16 protein-coding genes and 2 pseudogenes are annotated in these 15,868 nt (G+C 67.3%); 5 read left to right on the forward strand and 13 right to left on the reverse strand.

Annotated elements, in window-relative coordinates; genetic code table 11:
- Positions 1–235, reverse strand: a pseudogene (locus tag A5646_RS06360) (SDR family NAD(P)-dependent oxidoreductase); the annotation flags it as partial.
- Between A5646_RS06360 and A5646_RS06365 the strand changes: the two are divergent.
- Positions 225–539: pseudogene (locus tag A5646_RS06365) on the forward strand (SDR family oxidoreductase); the annotation flags it as partial. The pseudogenes A5646_RS06360 and A5646_RS06365 sit on opposite strands and share 11 nt — an antisense overlap.
- Before the next feature lie 45 nt (positions 540–584).
- Positions 585–3,467, forward strand: coding sequence for an ATP-binding cassette domain-containing protein (locus A5646_RS06370; protein WP_067020657.1), 2,883 nt, complete (start codon positions 585–587; stop codon positions 3,465–3,467).
- Between the two features lie 5 nt (positions 3,468–3,472).
- Here the strand turns inward: A5646_RS06370 and A5646_RS06375 are convergent, their stop codons facing one another.
- A complete protein-coding gene (locus A5646_RS06375; RefSeq protein ID WP_067020660.1) occupies positions 3,473–4,753 on the reverse strand; it encodes an enolase C-terminal domain-like protein in 1,281 nt (426 codons plus the stop codon).
- 164 nt (positions 4,754–4,917) lie between these two features.
- Between A5646_RS06375 and A5646_RS06380 the strand changes: the two genes are divergently transcribed.
- On the forward strand, positions 4,918–5,109 hold the full coding sequence (locus A5646_RS06380; RefSeq protein WP_067020662.1) for a ferredoxin: 192 nt from the start codon (positions 4,918–4,920) through the stop codon (positions 5,107–5,109).
- A gap of 13 nt (positions 5,110–5,122) precedes the next feature.
- Here the strand turns inward: A5646_RS06380 and A5646_RS06385 are convergent, their stop codons facing one another.
- From A5646_RS06385 to A5646_RS06430, 10 genes are all read right to left on the reverse strand, one after another.
- Entirely contained in the window at positions 5,123–5,674 is a 552-nt protein-coding gene (locus tag A5646_RS06385; protein WP_066864859.1) for a carboxymuconolactone decarboxylase family protein, read from the reverse strand.
- Between the two features lies 1 nt (position 5,675).
- Positions 5,676–6,521 carry a TauD/TfdA family dioxygenase gene (locus A5646_RS06390; protein ID WP_067020664.1) on the reverse strand — a complete coding sequence of 282 codons (846 nt, stop codon included), beginning with the start codon at positions 6,519–6,521 and terminating at the stop codon, positions 5,676–5,678.
- Between the two features lie 41 nt (positions 6,522–6,562).
- Positions 6,563–6,901 (reverse strand): hypothetical protein, encoded by a 339-nt coding sequence (locus A5646_RS06395; RefSeq protein ID WP_067020667.1) that lies wholly within the window; start codon positions 6,899–6,901, stop codon positions 6,563–6,565.
- Complete coding sequence (locus A5646_RS06400) at positions 6,898–8,160, reverse strand: aromatic ring-hydroxylating dioxygenase subunit alpha (protein ID WP_067020670.1); 1,263 nt, start codon at positions 8,158–8,160, stop codon at positions 6,898–6,900. Before A5646_RS06400 ends, A5646_RS06395 begins: the two co-directional genes overlap by 4 nt.
- Before the next feature lie 13 nt (positions 8,161–8,173).
- A complete protein-coding gene (locus A5646_RS06405; protein WP_067020673.1) occupies positions 8,174–8,917 on the reverse strand; it encodes an SDR family NAD(P)-dependent oxidoreductase in 744 nt (247 codons plus the stop codon).
- A gap of 22 nt (positions 8,918–8,939) precedes the next feature.
- Positions 8,940–10,028, reverse strand: coding sequence for a ferredoxin--NADP reductase (locus A5646_RS06410; RefSeq protein ID WP_082984650.1), 1,089 nt, complete (start codon positions 10,026–10,028; stop codon positions 8,940–8,942).
- 77 nt (positions 10,029–10,105) lie between these two features.
- Positions 10,106–10,558, reverse strand: coding sequence for a MarR family winged helix-turn-helix transcriptional regulator (locus tag A5646_RS06415; RefSeq protein WP_066864875.1), 453 nt, complete (start codon positions 10,556–10,558; stop codon positions 10,106–10,108).
- 11 nt (positions 10,559–10,569) lie between these two features.
- Complete coding sequence (locus A5646_RS06420; RefSeq protein ID WP_066864878.1) at positions 10,570–11,817, reverse strand: amidohydrolase family protein; 1,248 nt, start codon at positions 11,815–11,817, stop codon at positions 10,570–10,572.
- Entirely contained in the window at positions 11,814–12,149 is a 336-nt protein-coding gene (locus tag A5646_RS06425; RefSeq protein ID WP_197499536.1) for a hypothetical protein, read from the reverse strand. Before A5646_RS06425 ends, A5646_RS06420 begins: the two co-directional genes overlap by 4 nt.
- Positions 12,146–13,414 (reverse strand): aromatic ring-hydroxylating dioxygenase subunit alpha, encoded by a 1,269-nt coding sequence (locus tag A5646_RS06430; RefSeq protein WP_067020676.1) that lies wholly within the window; start codon positions 13,412–13,414, stop codon positions 12,146–12,148. Before A5646_RS06430 ends, A5646_RS06425 begins: the two co-directional genes overlap by 4 nt.
- 185 nt (positions 13,415–13,599) lie before the next feature.
- Between A5646_RS06430 and A5646_RS06435 the strand changes: the two genes are divergently transcribed.
- Positions 13,600–15,003: an aldehyde dehydrogenase gene (locus A5646_RS06435; RefSeq protein WP_067020677.1), complete on the forward strand. Its 1,404-nt coding sequence runs from the start codon at positions 13,600–13,602 to the stop codon at positions 15,001–15,003.
- Positions 15,004–15,007: 4 nt separating this feature from the next.
- Here the strand turns inward: A5646_RS06435 and A5646_RS06440 are convergent, their stop codons facing one another.
- Positions 15,008–15,202 carry a long chain fatty acid-CoA synthetase Faa4p gene (locus A5646_RS06440; RefSeq protein ID WP_066881330.1) on the reverse strand — a complete coding sequence of 65 codons (195 nt, stop codon included), beginning with the start codon at positions 15,200–15,202 and terminating at the stop codon, positions 15,008–15,010.
- Between the two features lie 298 nt (positions 15,203–15,500).
- Between A5646_RS06440 and A5646_RS06445 the strand changes: the two genes are divergently transcribed.
- Entirely contained in the window at positions 15,501–15,716 is a 216-nt protein-coding gene (locus tag A5646_RS06445) for a hypothetical protein (RefSeq protein WP_067020680.1), read from the forward strand.
- The last annotated feature ends 152 nt before the right edge of the window (positions 15,717–15,868 follow it).

A 15,868-nucleotide genomic window follows, 5' to 3' on the forward strand; every position in this document is an offset into this window, starting at 1 on the left:
TGACGCGGATGCCGTATCCACCCAGTTCGACCGCCAACGAGTTCGTCAGCCCGACCACGCCGAACTTGCTGGCGCAGTAGTGACCGCATCCCGGTACGGCCTTGATGCCCGCCGCCGAGCTGATGGTGATGATCGAGCCCCCGTTGCCCGCCTGAATCATCGCCGGCACGGTCGCTTTGATGGTGTTCCAAACTCCGGTCAGGTTGGTGTCGAGGACCTCTTGCCATTGCTGCGCCAGCAAGTTCGGCGTGGTCGGGCTGACGAACTCGTTGGCGGTCGAACTGGGTGGATACGGCATCCGCGTCAACTCGGTGCACCCGTACGGCACCGACACGCCCATGGGCAACGACCCCTCGATGTGGCAGCTCTTCGCCGACAACCAGACCTACATTCACAGCTTCTCCCCCGGTGCGCTGCCCACCGACTCACTGGCCGACCCGAACCTGGTCTCCGACATCGTGTTGTGGCTCGCCAGCGACGCCTCGTCGCTTGTGACGGCCGCGCAAATTCCCGCCGACAAGGGTTACCTGAAGATCTGATAAGAGACGCACAGGCGCCCCGCCGACGACGGGCATAATCGTGTCGTGAAGGCGCCCGGCGCTGCGATGCCGAAAACGCGGGCCGGATCGCTGCGACCCGGCGAGCTGGCGCAGGCATCGGTGATGGGCGCGTTGTGCGCGGCGATCGCCATCATCGCGGTCGTCCTTCCGCATGGCGGGGGGCTGGGCCTGCTCGGCAGCGTGCCGACCGGGCTGCTGGCCTACCGCTACCGGATCCGCGTTCTGATCGCCGCTACGGTCGCCGCCGGTGTGATCGGCTTTCTGGTCGTCGGGCTGAGCGGCCTGGGAGCGATCGCCCTCTGCGCCTATGTCGGTGGGCTGGCCGGAACCGTCAAGCGCCACCGCCGCGGCACACCGACCGTGATCGCGGTGTCGTTCGGCGCGGGTGTCGTCGTCGGCGCCGGCATGGTCGCCGCCTTGACCGTCCTGACCCGCTTCCGGCAGCTCGCCTTCCACGCCGCCAGCGCCACCGTGGACGGTGCCGTGACGGTCGTCTCGCGGGTGGCGCAGTTGCGCGCGCCCGCGCAACAGTTCAAGGCGTTCTTCGCCGAGGCGCTGCACTACTGGCAGTGGCTCGTGCTGGGCTACGCCGTCTTCACCATCGTGGGTGCTTCGCTGGTCGGTTGGTGGGCGCTGTCCCGGGTGCTGGAGCGACTGCGCGGGATCCCCGACGTGCACAAGCTGGACGCGCCGGCCGGCGGCGGCCCGATCCGGCCGGTCCCGGTGCGTCTGGAGCGGGTGCGGCTGCGCTACCCGCACGCCGACCACGACGCGCTGCGTGCGGTCAGCCTGGACGTGCGGACGGGCGAGCACATCGCGGTCACCGGGGCCAACGGGTCCGGGAAAACCACGCTGATGTTGATCCTGGCCGGGCGCGAACCGACATCGGGCGTCGTCGAGCGCCCGGGGGCGGTGGGGCTCGGTGAGCTCGGCGGCACCGCGGTCATCATGCAGCACCCGGAAAGCCAGGTGCTGGGCACGCGGGTCGCCGACGACGTGGTCTGGGGACTGCCGCCCGGCAAGACCACCGACATCCCCCGGCTCCTCGGCGAGGTCGGCTTGGGCGCGCTGGCGGACCGCGACACGGGCAGTCTGTCCGGCGGGGAGCTGCAGCGCCTGGCGGTGGCCGCGGCCCTGGCGCGCGAGCCGGCGCTGCTGATCGCCGACGAGGTCACCAGCATGGTCGACCGGCAGGGCCGGGAGCAGTTGCTCGCCGTCCTGTCCGGCCTCACCGAACGCCACCAGACGGCCCTGGTGCACATCACGCACTACAACGACGAGGCCGAATACGCTGACCGCGCAATCAACCTCGGCGACGCGTCACTCGACGCCGACCTGGTCCGCAGCGCAACCGCGCCGGCTCCGACGGTGCCGAACGGACGGCCCGCCAGCCCGCCGGTGCTCGAACTCGTCCGTGTCGGACACGAATACGCCAGCGGCACGCCCTGGGCTCAGATTGCGCTGCGCGACGTCAGCTTCGCGGTGCACGAGGGCGACGGGCTGTTGATCCACGGCGGCAACGGTTCCGGCAAATCGACCCTGGCCTGGATCATGGCCGGGTTGACCGTGCCGGCCACCGGCGCCTGCCTGCTGGACGGGCGCCCGACCGCCGACCAGGTGGGAGCGGTCGCGATCCAATTCCAAGCGGCCCGGCTGCAACTGATGCGCGGCCGGGTGGACCTGGAAGTGGCCTCGGCGGCCGGGTTTTCGCCCGCCGATAACGCGCGGGTGATCGCGGCGCTGGCGGCCGTCGGCTTGGACGCAGGGCTGGCCAAGCGGCGCATCGACCAGCTCAGCGGCGGCCAGATGCGTCGGGTGGTGCTGGCCGGTCTGCTCGCCCGGTCGCCGCGGGTGTTGATCCTCGACGAGCCGCTGGCGGGACTGGATGCCGCCAGTCAGCGCGGCCTGGTCCAGCTGCTGGCCCAGCGGCGCCGTGACACCGGCCTGACCGTGGTGGTCATCTCGCACGACTTCGCCGGGCTTCAGGAGCTGTGCCCACGCACCTTGCACCTGCGTGACGGTTCGCTGGAACCGTCGCCGGCCGCGGCGCAGCACAATTCGGTGGCCGCCGTCCCACCGGCGCAGCACCCGGCCGGCCGCCGTCGCCCCTTCGTGCTGCTGCGGCCAGTGCCGGGCACCTCCCCCATCCACAACCTGTGGGCCGGGACGAAATTACTTGTGGCTTTCGGTATTTCGTTGCTGTTGACGTTCTTTCCCGGCTGGGTGGCGATCGGGCTCACCGCCGCCCTGGCGGCCACGGGAATCCGGCTCGCCCGCATCCCGCGGGGCGTGCTGCCGTCCGTGCCGCGCTGGCTGTGGATCGTGCTGGTGATCGTCGGCGCCAACGCGGCATTCGCCGGCGGGAGTCCGTACATCCGGCTGGGATCGGCGTCGCTGGGCCTGGGCGGGCTGCTCGACTTCCTGCGCATCACCGTGCTGTCGGTGGTGTTGCTCGCCCTGGGCGCCCTGGTGTCGTGGACGACCAATGTTGCCCAAATCGCCCCGGCGGTGGCTACTTTGGGCCGCTTCCTGCGGCCGGTGCGGGTCCCGGTCGACGACTGGTCGGTGGCATTGGCGCTCGCGCTGCGCACCTTTCCGATGCTCATCGACGAATTTCGGGTGCTCTTCGCCGCTCGCCGGTTGCGGCCCAAACAGCCCCCGCAGACCCGCTGGGCCCGGCTGCGGCGTCCGGCGACGGACGTGATCGACGTGGTCGTCGCGGTCATCACGGTGACGCTGCGCCGCGCCGACGAGATGGGCGATGCGATCACCGCCCGCGGCGGCACCGGCCAGATCTCGGCCGCCCCGTCGCGCCCGAAACGGGCCGACTGGGCGGCGCTTTCGATCGTGTTGGCGGTGTGCGGGACCGCGGTGGCCGCCGAACTCGCCCTGGTCGCCGGCCACTGACGTTTTCAGAACCTCGCCAACGCCGGCACGTCCGCCAACGCGCAATCCGGGATGTCTTCGGCCGCGCGCAGCAGGAAGTTGAGCTTTGCGATGCGCTCGCCCGAGCGGGGCGCGCCGTTCTTTTGAAACGGTGCCGCCAGGCCCACCGCCAGATCCATCACGACGTCGTCGATGACGCCACCCGAGCGGCCCGAGGGAATCGCCAAAACGGCGTTGCGCGTGGCGTATTCGAAGCAGTCGAGCGCCTCGGCGATGGTTCCGACCTGGTTGGGCTTCAGCACGAAACCGTCCACGGCGGACGATTCGACCGCCCGCTGCAGGCGGGCGCGGTTGGTGACGATCAGGTCGTCGCCCAGGATGATCGAACGGTTCACCGTCTGCACCGCTTTGGCGAACCCGGCCCAGTCGTCGCCGTCGAGCAGGTCCTCGATGAACAACATCGGAAACTCCTGGGACAGTCCGCGGGCGAAGTCGATCAGCTCCTCCGCGGTCACCCGCTCGCCGTTGAATGCGTATGTGGCAGAGTCGCTGTCGTACACCTCACTGGACGCGCAGTCCAGCGCGAACGCCATGATGTCGGCGCAGCCGGCGCGCTCGACGGCCTCGGCCAGCACCTCCATGACGGCGTGCGGGTCACTGGACGGCGCGATGTATCCGTACGACGACGCCAGCATCGGCGCGCGGCCCAGTCGCTCGGCGAGCACCTCGCCGAGCGTCTCGAACAGACGCACCCCCCTTTCGACCGCCGATTCGATCGAGTCCGCGCGGTACGGCACCACCAGGAATTCGCTGAACGTCTGGCGGACGTCGCCGTAGTGCCCGCCATTGATCATGTTGAAGCTGGGCACCGGGACGGTGGTGGGCGGTTCGAGCCCGAGCAGTTCGCCGATGTAGGTATAGGTGGACGTGCCCGCCGCGGCGGCGGCCGCGCGCAGCAGCGCGATCGACGTGGAGTAGATCGCGTTGCCGCCGAGCCGGTGCTTGTCCGGTGTGCCGTCGAGCGCGATCAGCACCCGGTCCAGGGATCGCGGATCGTCGAGCTCCGCGCCGATCAGGGCCGGGGCGATTTCGTCGCCCACCGCGGCGATGGCGCGGTGCACGCTCAGGCCGTTGTATCTGGTCCGGTCCCCGTCCCGTAGGACGTACGCCTCGTGCGACCCCACCGAACTGCCGGTCGGAGCTGCGCCGCGGCCGACAAAGCCGGTGTCGGTGGTGATTTCGACTTCCAGAAGGGGCCGGGCTTTGCAGTCCAGCAGTTGGCGGGCGATGACGGATGCGATCTTCATCGTCGACCTCCCGGACCCAGGGTTCCAGCCTAAGGCCGCGGCACTGAGAGGTCACTGAGAAGTCGCGAATCGGAGGCCGTTTCCCGCCCGGCCGCCCTAAGCTAGCGTTTACACAAGTTGTACTGTAAAAACTCCGAGCTCTCGATCGGAGAAGGAGGATCTTCATGCGGCCGGTAGTGAACCTTGATCGGTGCGAAGGCAATGCCTACTGCGTGAACATCGCGCCGGATGTCTTCCGGCTCGACGATGACGACTACGCGGTGGTCACCGCCGATCCGGTGCCCGTCGAGCAGGAGGCGTTGGTCGAGCGGGCGATCGCCGAATGCCCGCGCGCCGCCCTGTCCCGCGCGGACTAGCGGGCGACCAGGTCTAGCCGTGCTCCTCCTGGACGCCGAAGGTGTTGACCGCCAAGGCCAGTAGGAGGTAGCCGCCGATGGTGAAGGTCAGGTCCATGCACTGCTGCTGGGTGAACAACTCGCACAACAGATCCCAGGTTGCCTGGCTGATCGTGCTGTCGGCGGTGAGATCGTCGACGGCCCGGATCACGGCCTGGTCCGTCCGATCGGCGCAGTGCCCGGATCGGATGCCGTCGATCTCGGATTCGGTCAGGCCGGCGCGCAGGGCGATCGGGACGTGGTGTGACCACAAGTAGCCGCAGTTGCTGCGGTGTACCACGCGCAGCAGCGCGACTTCTCGCACGCGGGGCGACAGCGTCGACCGCGCGAGCAGGTAGGCGTTGAACGGCAGGTAGGCCGCGGTCAGCTCGGGATGACGGACCATGGTCGACAGAACATTGCCCGCGCCAACGGGATTCGCCCGCTCGGCCGGGATCAGGGACGCCAGCGCCGTGCGCGCGCCCTCGTCCCACTCGTCGGCGGGTAACGGTGACAGGCGCAGTGGATGTCCGTCGGACGCGGTCATGCTATTGGATCGGTTCGTCGCCGAGCACGGTGGTGCGCAGCATTTCGCGTTGTGAGTCCGGGTCGTAGGGGGCCGCGCGGTGCAGCACTCCGCGGTTGTCCCAGATCACGGTGTCGCCGACCGACCAGCTGTGGCTGTACACCTTGTCGGGCACCGTTGCGCGCTCGAGCAACTCGTCCAGCAGGGCGCGTCCCTCGTCGAGATCCATGCCGACGACGTAGTCCGCGGAGGCGCCCAGCACCAGCGATTTGCGGCCGCTGCGGTGAGTCCACACCAGCGGATGTTCGTGCGTGCGCCGGGACCGCCAGCGCTGCACCTGTTCCGGGGAGGGGTCGGGGTAGACGCGGCGCTGGGACGCTTCCAGCGAGTGCACCACACGCAGCGTGCCGAACCGCTCCTTCTCGTCCTCGGTCAGGGCGTCGTAGGCGGCGTAGGAGTTGGCGAACTCCGTTTCGCCGCCCCACTCGGCGACCTGGACGGCCGTCAACACGGTGGCCTTCTGCGGGCATTCGTCACCCAGCGGTGTGCAGCCGTCGATGTGCCAATCGAAGGTGGCCTTCAAGTAGGCGGCCGAGGCATTCTTGGACTTGTCCAAGGTGATCGGGTAGATGCCGGCCACCGGGTGGTGACCGTCGGACGAGTGGTCGATCTCGCCGAGGCGGCGGCAGAACTCGACCTGGGCCGCCGGGTCGAGCTGCAGGCCGCGGAACACCAGAACGCCGTTGTCCTCCAACGCGTCCAGGACGGCTGCACCCACCGAGTCGTCGCCCGCCAGCGCGGCCGGCTCCAGGCCCGCGACTTCGGCACCGACGGATTCGGTGAGCTTGGTGATGGTGAGCAGACTCATCGTCGCTCCTTTCGATGAAGGGATGTCTGACGGCGGAAAGCTCAGGGCACCGGGCCACCGGTGCGGATCATCACCGCGTCGGCGGCGTCGACCGGGGCGGGTTGATGCATGATCTCCACCGCCATGGCGACCATGATCAGCGAATAGATCATGTGCAACAGGTTCAGCGCGTCGTCGGGCACGTTGTCCAGGGGAAACTTGTCGCAGTAGTCGATCGCCTCTTCGAGCCGGGGGAAGAACGCGTCGTAGAAGTCGCGCAGTTCGGGCATCGACGAGTTGACCCGGGCGTTCCAGCGTTCGGTTTCGGTTGCCAGGCACCAGGTTTCGGCATAGCCCTCCAGCTCGGCGAAGGCGCTGGGCAGCTTGACAGGCATGGTCACACCCCCACCGAATCCCGTTCGCGGCGATAGGCGTCGACCCAGTCGACCACGACCTTGTGCAGGTGGCGCACCAGGATCTCTTGATCGTTGAGCGGGAAGTCGTCGACGATCCCGTACTCGAGTGCCGCCTGCGTCCCGCCGAGCATCCCGGCGTCTTGCAGCGCAAACTCTTTCAGCACCACCGAGGCGACCTCGTGCTCGATGCGCTCCCGCACGGTTCGCGCCGGATGGAAGTAGGTGTAGGCCTCGAATCGATGCGTGTTGTGCGAGGTGGGCCAGTACCGGTACTGCAGGTACCACCCGCCATAGATCAGGATCTCGATGTTCGGGAAGATCTGGAAATTGCTGATGCCCCAGGGCTCGATCCCGCCGGGGTTGAGTCCGGCCGGCAGTTCGCCGATGTCGGGGGTTCGCCACGGTCCCACCAGTCCGCTGCGGGTGGCCCGCTCGATCGGATACATGTATTCCGGCGGCAGCAGCCAGCGCCGCCGCCCGGCCGTGGACACCAGCCGGTGCGGGCCGTCGAGTTGGAAGTGCCCGCAAGTGAATCCGGCGTTGGGGTCGCGCACCTCGGAGGGGACCTGCTGTGAATGCAGCGAGGGCACGTGGTAGTACTCCTGGAAGGCGTCGGCGAAGATCTTCCAGTTGCTGTTGTTGTGCGCCACCCAGTCGTAGCGCTCGGTCAACTTGTCGAACGGGTAACCGTCGAGGCCGGTGATCATCGGACCGAGGAACTCCCGCAGGCTCTGGCGGGGTTCGGGGTCGAAGTTGATGAAGACGAAGCCGTTCCACACGTCGCAGTGCACCGGCCGCAACCCGTACTGCGCGGGGTCCAGGTCGAAGAACTCCGATTCCTGCTGGACGAACTTCAAGGCGCCCTGCAGGTCGTAGCGCCAGCCGTGGTACTTGCAGGTGAACTGCCGACACGTCCCGCGCGTCTCCTCGCCGGGAAAGTCGTTCCACACCAGCTTGTTTCCGCGGTGCCGGCACACGTTGTAGAACGCCCGGATGCGCTCGTCCTTGCCCTTGACCAGGATCACCGAGACGCCGACGACTTCGATCTCCTTGGTCAGGTAGCTGCCGACACGCGGCAACTCCTCCACCCGCGCGAGGTTGAGCCATGCCCGTTTGAAGATCGCCTCGCGCTCGAGTTCGTAGAACTCTTGCGACGTCGAGTCCTTGAAAGACACGGGCCCCGTTCCCAATTCGGGATAGTGCTCGGTCCAGGAGCCCTCCGGGAGCCTGCCTGCTCTGGTCATCGAATCCTCACAATCACATCACCGCTCCGCCGTTGACGCCCAAAACCTGGCCGGTGATGTACCTGGCTTCTTCCGAACACAGGAATCCCACGGCCGCGGCGATATCGGCGCCGGTGCCGAGGTAACCCAACGGGATGTTGCTGGCGATTTGCTCGTTGGACGGCAGGTATCCGGCGGCCTGGCCCTGGTGCTGCATCGGGGTTTCGATGCCCGAGGGCGGAATGTTGTTCACCGTGATCCCGTGCGGCGCATATTCACGGGCCAACGACTTGGTCAAGGTGATCACCGCGCCTTTGGACGCCGCGTAGTGGGCGGCGAACGGCGAGCCCCGCTGGGCGCTCGACGACGAGATCATCACGATCCTGCCCCAGCGCGCCTCCACCATGTCCGGCAGAGCGACCTGGCAGCAGTGAAAGGTGCCGGTGAGATTGACATCGATGATCCGCGACCAGGTTTCGGCGCTGATCTCCAAGAACGGCGAGAAGTCGAACATGCCCGCACTGGTCACCAGGACCGTCACCGGGCCCAGCTCGCTGCGCACCTTCGCAAACGCGTGCTCCACGGCGGACCGATCGGTCACGTCGGCACCCACCCCCAGCGCGGTCACACCGTCGGCGCGCAGATCGTCGGTGACGCGTTGTGCGGCATGCTCGTTGACATCGAGGACCGCGACCTTGAGTCCGCGCCGACCCAATTCATGGCACGTCGCTTCGCCCATACCCGAGGCGCCTCCGGTCACCACCGCCACCCTGGTCATCGACTCCGCTCCACCCTTTCCCTCACTCGTAGACCACCCGCACCGTGGGGCTGGTGGGCAGGGCCTGACACGTCAGCACCCAGCCCTCCTCGACCTCGTCCGGATCGAGCGCGTCGTTGTTGATCATCCGGGCGCTGCCGTGGGTCAAGCGGCCCATACACGTTCCGCACGAACCGATCTCACACGACGACGGCGCGCGCAGCCCGGCCATGCGGGCCGTCTGCAGCAACGTGTTGCCCGAGTGGTACGGCGCGGTCGTCGTCGATCCGTCCAGCACGATGGTGACCTCGTCGGTCACCACCTCGGTGTCCGGGGGCGCCGCCGCGGCCACGTCGTCGACGTCGAAATGCTCGATGTGCAGGCGATCGGCCGGCACGCCGGCCGCGCACACGGCGGTTCGCACAATCTCCATGAACTCGTTGGGCCCGCAGATGTATACCTCGGCGTCGCCGGCATCGCGGACGAACGCCTCGATCTCCGCTCGGGTGACGAAGCCGGTGTGGTCGTCGAGGTGGTGGTGCAGAACGAAGCGATCGGCGTGCCGCGCGGCCAGCGACGCCAAGGCCTCGTCGAAGATCACCGCATCGCGGCTGCGGTTGGCGTAGAACAGTCGCGTGGCGCGGGTGCCCGACATCAGGGCCGTCCGCAGCAGCGAAAACACCGGCGTGATGCCACTTCCCCCGGCGAAGGCGATCAGATCTCGGTCGGTCTCGCGCAACACGAAGCGACCCTGCGGCGGCAGGGCGGGCAGCTGGTCGCCGGGTGCGGCCGTGTCATTGAGCCAGTTCGACACCACACCGTCTCGGTCGCGTTTGACGGTGATCTGCAGGTCTTCGTCCGGTAACGACGACATCGAATAACACCGTCGATGCTCGCGTCCGTCGACGGTGACCAGCAGCGTCAGAAACTGTCCGGCCTGGTACCCGAACTGTTCCGCGCTGCCCGGTGGGACATCGAGAACGATCGACACGGCGTCGCGGGTCTCGCGAACCACGCGCTTGATCCGCAGTGGCACAAAGCCATCCGGCGACGCAGCGATGCCGACACCGGCGCCCCCGGCGTCGGTCGCGGTCGCCGAACCGGCGGTTGTGGTCGCGCGGATTTCACCCATCCCGGCCAGAGTATCAACTACTTGCGATTAGTCTCAAGTACTAGATACAGGCGCAGCCCGTCGCTGCCCACGGGCGGTCAGCCCTCGACGTGGTCGTTGAACAGTTCGTGGCCGGTGCCCTTTTCGACCACCCGGCCCAGCAATTCACGCAGGGTCCGTTGCTCCTGCTCGGTCAGCACGCCGAACACCTCCTGATGGGCGGCGATCGCGTCGTTCACCACCGTTTCGGCGACCTTGCGGCCCTCGCCGGTGAGGTAGGCCCGCAAGATGCGCGCGTGCTGGGGATCCTGCTTTCTTTCCACCAGGCCGCGGCGTTCCAGGGCGGTGAGCGCGAGCTGGACGCCCTGCGGGCTGATCAGCAGCCGCCGCGCGAGCTCGGCGCCGGACAAGCCGGGTTCGTTGGCCAGTTGGCGCAGCACGCCGATCTGCGCGGTGCTCACGCCGTGTTCGCGCATCGCCTCGTTGATGGTGGTCAGCGAGTAGTAGAAGGCCTGTTTGAGCAGCCACAGGATGTTGTCGGTGAGTTCCATGCCCGCCTCCGTTACGTCGCGGGGGTCTTGTAGATCTGCCCGCTTTTCATGACAAAGCGGACGTCGAGGGTGGTGGCGATGTCGTCGAAGGGGTTGCCGGGGACGGCGATGATGTCAGCCAGATAACCGGGCGCCAGCTTGCCCAACTCGTCGTCCGCCTCGATCAGCTCGGCTGCCACCACGGTGGCCGCGTGGATCGCTTGCGCCGGCGTCATGCCCCGTTCGACCAGCGCGCCCAGTTCCTTGGCGTTGTGGCCATGCGGGATGGCCGGCGCATCGGTGCCGCAGGCGATCCGCACCCCGGCCTCGATCGCCTTGGGCAGCATCGACTTTGCCCGCGGGAACACCTCGAGCGCCTTCTTGCGAAGCTCGGGTGCGATCCGATCGATGGCCATGGCGTCGGTCAAATACGTGGTCGAGACCAGGAATGTGCCGTGATCGACCATCATCTGGATGGTCTCGTCACTGGCCAGAAATCCGTGTTCGATGCAGTCGATCCCGGCGCGAATGCACGCTTGAATTGCGCTGTCCCCCACGGCGTGCGCGGCCACCCGCACCCCGGCCCGGTGGGCCTCGTCGGCGATGGCGGCGAACTCGGCATCGGAGTACTGCTGGGCACCCGGCGCGGTGCTGTGTGACATCACCCCGCCCGAGGCGGACACCTTGATCAGCTTGGCGCCGTGCCGGATTTGGTAACGCACGCAAGCGATCACGTCGGGAACGCCGTTGGCGATGCCTTCGGCGACCGAGAGCGGCATGACCCCGGGGGCCAACCGCTGGAAGACAGTCGGGTCCAGGTGCCCGCCGTACGGGGTGACGGCGTGTCCGGCGGGATAGATGCGCGGTCCGATGTGCCAACCCTGGTCGATGGCGCGCTGCAGCGCCACGTCGAGCAGGTATCCCCCGGTCTTGACCATCAGCCCGAGATTGCGCACCGTGGTGAACCCGGCCTCCAGCGTGGTGCGCGCGTTGACCGCGCCGCGCAGCGTGCGATACGCGGGGTCGTCCTGCACGCCATGCATGGGCGACGGCAGTCCCTCGGGGCCGCCGGGTCCGCCGATGAGTAGGTTGAGCTCCATGTCCATCAGCCCGGGAAGCAGCGTCACGTCGCCGAGATCGACGATGGTGGCCGAATCGTCAAGCGGCTCTTGGGGATTGATCGCGGCGATGCGTTCGCCGTCGATCACCACCTCCGCCGGCGTGTGGATCTGACCCGTCACGACGTCAGCCCAACGCGCCGCCCGCAGCACGCAGGTCATGGAACGGGCTCGGACACGCAGTCCAGGCTCGAAGCACCCGAATCGGGGACGCGGGGCTGTTTCCAGCACTCCACCGGGAACGACACCATGATCATCGAATACAGCAGATGCATCAAATTTTGGACGTCGTCGGGCAGGTCGTCGAGGGAGAACTTGTCGCAGAACGCCAGCGCCTCTTCGGCACGCGGGGTGATCGCGTCGTAGAAGGCCTTCATTTCCGTCATGGAGCTGGCCAGCCTCTTCGCGTAGCGTTCCGGTTCGCTGGGCAGGCACCACTCGGCGAACCGTTCGAGGTCGGCGAACTCGGCGGGCAACATCGACATCGTGTTCACACTCCTGCCGTCGAGGTCCGGCGATAGTCATCGATCCAGGCCGCCGTCTCCTTATGCAGGTGACGGATCAGGACTTCCTGGTCGCAGAGCAGGAACTCGTCGATCACCTGGGATTCGAGCATCGTCTGCGTCGCCTCCAGGGTGTTGGCGTCCTGCAACCCGTATTCCTTGAACGACACGGCCGCCAATTCCTGAGCGACCCGCTCGCGCGGGGTACGCGGCGCCGGGAAGTACAGCGTTCCTTCGAAAAGGTGGCTGTTGTACGACGTCGGCCAGTAGTGATAGGTCAAATACCAGCCCTGACCCCAGAACAGGATGACGAAGTTGGGGAACAGCTGGAACGAGTCCAGGCCCCACGGGTCGCATTTCGCGGGGTTGAGCCCGGCGGGCATCGGCCCGAGATCGGGCTTGTCCCAGGGCCCGAACAGTCCGCTCTGGCAGATGTCCTCGATCGGCTTGCGCATCTCGTCGGCCATTTCCCAGGCCCGCACCCCCGACGTGCTGACCAGCCGGTGCGGCCCGTCCAGCCGGTAGTGCGGGGCTTCAAAACCCGCCTGGGCGGCCGCCTTTGAGTACGCGGTCGGCGACTGGTTCGCATGCAACACCGGGGCGTGATAGAACTCCTGGAACGCGTCCATGTAGAGCTTCCAGTTCGCCTTGACTTCCGAGCGGTAGTACCAGCGGGAGGTCATCTTGTCGAAGGGGTAACCCTCCAGCCCGGTGATCATGGGCCCCAAGAACTCTCGCAGCGACTGCTCGGGTTGCTTGGCGAAGTTGACGAAGATGAAGCCTTCCCAGACCTCGCAGTGCACCGGCACCAGGCCGTAGCGACTCTTGTCGAGGTTGAAGAACTCCTCCTCCTGCTGCACGAAGGTGAGGTTGCCGTTCAGGTCGTAGCGCCACGCGTGGTATTTGCAGGTGAACTGCCGGCACACGCCGCTCGTCTCTTCCTGCGGCATGTCGTTCCACACCAACTTGTTGCCGCGGTGCCGGCACACGTTGTGGTAGGCCTTGATGTCACCGGATGCGGTGCGGACCAAGATGATTGACGTGTTGACGACCTTCAGCTCCCTGGTGAGGTAACTACCCTTACGCGGAAGCTGTTCCACGCGACCGACATTGAGCCAGGCCCGTTTGAAGATGGCCTCGCGCTCCAGCTCGTAGATCTCCGGGCTGATGGAGTCGTGGTACGACACCGGGTCGGTGCCCAGTTCCGGGTAGTGCTCGGTCCAGCTGCCCTCCGGCGGTTTGGGGAATCGAGCCATGATCGCTCCTTAAGCAGTCCAATCTCGGCAAACCGTCGGCGCCCAGCCGCGTCTCGCAGCACTGTCTGCGCGAAACAACCGCCTGCGCACCGGTTTCACCGATCCCTGAGAGCTCCGTCACGGCCGACGGTATATCCTCGACCCCATCAATAGCAAGTAGTTGATATTGGCCTCGGGAGGCACGGATGGACCGCAGTGTCGTGCAAGTCATCTCACCACACACCGAAGAACCCATCGCCGAGGTCGATGCGGCGGGATCCGACGGCGTCGACGCCGCGGTAACCGCCGCGCGCGCGGCCTTGACCTCGGCGCCCTGGGGCCACAGCGAACCGTCGGACCGGATCGCCGCGATCCGGCGGCTGGCCGACATCTACGACGGGCGCCGCGGCGAGATGGCCGACATCATCACCGCCGAGATCGGTGCGCCGATCAGCTTCGCCCAGCGCGCCCAGGTCGGCCTGCCCGCGTTCATGATCCGCGCGTTCTGCGACCTGGCCGAGCGGCATCAGTGGCAGGAGACCAGGACCGGGTTCTTCGGCAGCGACGTGCTGGTCCGCAAGGAGCCCGTCGGCGTCGTCGCCGCGATCGTGCCGTGGAACATGCCCCAGTTCCTCATCGTCACCAAGCTGGTGCCGGCGCTGCTGGCCGGCTGCACCGTCGTGCTCAAGCCCGCGCCCGAAAGCCCGTTGGACGCCCTGCTTTTGGCCGAGATGATCGACGAGGCCGGCCTGCCGCCCGGTGTGGTCAGCGTGCTGCCCGGCGATGCGAGCCTCGGCGCCTACCTGGTCGCCCACCGCGGAGTGGACAAGGTGTCGTTCACCGGCTCCACCGCGGCGGGCCGCGCCGTCGCCGCCGCTTGCGCGGCCAACCTCACCAAGGTCAGCCTCGAACTCGGCGGGAAGTCCGCGGCGCTGGTCCTCGACGACGCGGCACCGGACAAGGTCGCCGCCGGCGTGCGATCGGCCAGCCTGTCCAACAGCGGCCAGATCTGCAACGCGCTCACCCGCGTCCTGGTGCCACAGGACCGCCATGACGAATATGTCGACGCGCTCGCCGCCGAGATGTCCGGCCTTCGCGTCGGCGATCCGGGCGACCCCAAGACCCAGCTCGGTCCCCTGGTCTCCCGTCGCCAGCAGCAGCGCGTTCGCGACTACATCAACGTCGGTCAGCAGGAGGGGGCACGGCTGATCGTCGGCGGCGCCAACATGCCCGACGGGCTCGACCGCGGCTGGTACGTCCGGCCCACCCTGTTCGCGGCGGCCGACAACACCATGCGGATCGCGCGGGAAGAGATCTTCGGCCCCGTCATCACCGTCATCCCCTACCGCGACGAGGACCAGGCGGTGGCGATCGCCAACGATTCGGACTACGGCCTGGCCGGATCGGTGTGGGGAAACGACACCGACCGGGCCCTCGCTCTCGCCGCGCGGATCCATACCGGCACCGTCGGCATCAACCAGGGCTACACCATGGACCCGTTCGCGCCCTTCGGCGGCGTCAAAGGCAGCGGCTATGGCCGAGAACTCGGCCCCGAAGGTCTCGACGGCTACGTGGATACGAAATCAATCGCCGTCTCCCAAGCCGGCTAGGTAGCTAGCTGGTCTCGCTGGCGACGTAAACGGCGACATAACCGATCGGGATGCCGGTCCAGGTCGCGATGGACTCGCGGGCGGCCAGCTCCACGGTGGCCCGGCTGCTGGCGCGGGTGGCCCTGCCGATCTCGGGAATCCGGATCATCCATCCATCCGCGTCGCGAGTGATTTCGATGTCGAAGCACTGGCCGACCATCGGGCACTTCACGCGGGGAGCGACCCGCGTTCGGCGGGCGCCGCGCAACGATTGGCGGCGCAGCAGAGTGGGCTGAACAGACATGGCTGCTTTCCTGAGTCGCGGACGAACCGCGGGCAACAGTAATCCGCATCGAGGCGAAAACCTAATTGGCGGTCTCAGGTGGATAACGACGAATCGTAATGCCGCCGCGACGTTCCGTGCGGATAACCGAGCGGTCGACGGCTGAAGGCCTATCATGTGATGTAGACCACATCTCGCCGTGACATGTTGCGGGCGTCACACCGAAGGAGATTTCATGGTTGGCGTGGATCGTCCTCATAAAACCGTCATCGCGCCTCGTACCGGCGCGGCGGTCAATTCACACCGTCTGCTCGTCGCCTTCCTGACCGTCACCGTCTTTATCTGCGCAATCGTGGGCGTCATCGCGGCCGCGATGATGGGGCAAACCACCGCGGCGCTCCTCATCGCGCTGGTGGCCGGGGGATGGTTCTCGGCCGCCGCCTTCTGCTGATCCCGGAGGATCCCGTCTCGCTACGGTGAGTCGCGCTCGTCGCAGTCCTCCAGCCGGCGCAGTACGCCGGGATCACCGTGCACCCGCAGTCGGCGTCGCCCGCCCTCTCCAATGTCGACGCCAATCGGCAACTCGTGGCCGCCCGCGCCGGC

The sequence above is a fragment of the Mycobacterium sp. 1245499.0 genome (assembly GCF_001673615.1).
GTDB lineage: Bacteria > Actinomycetota > Actinomycetes > Mycobacteriales > Mycobacteriaceae > Mycobacterium > Mycobacterium europaeum_A.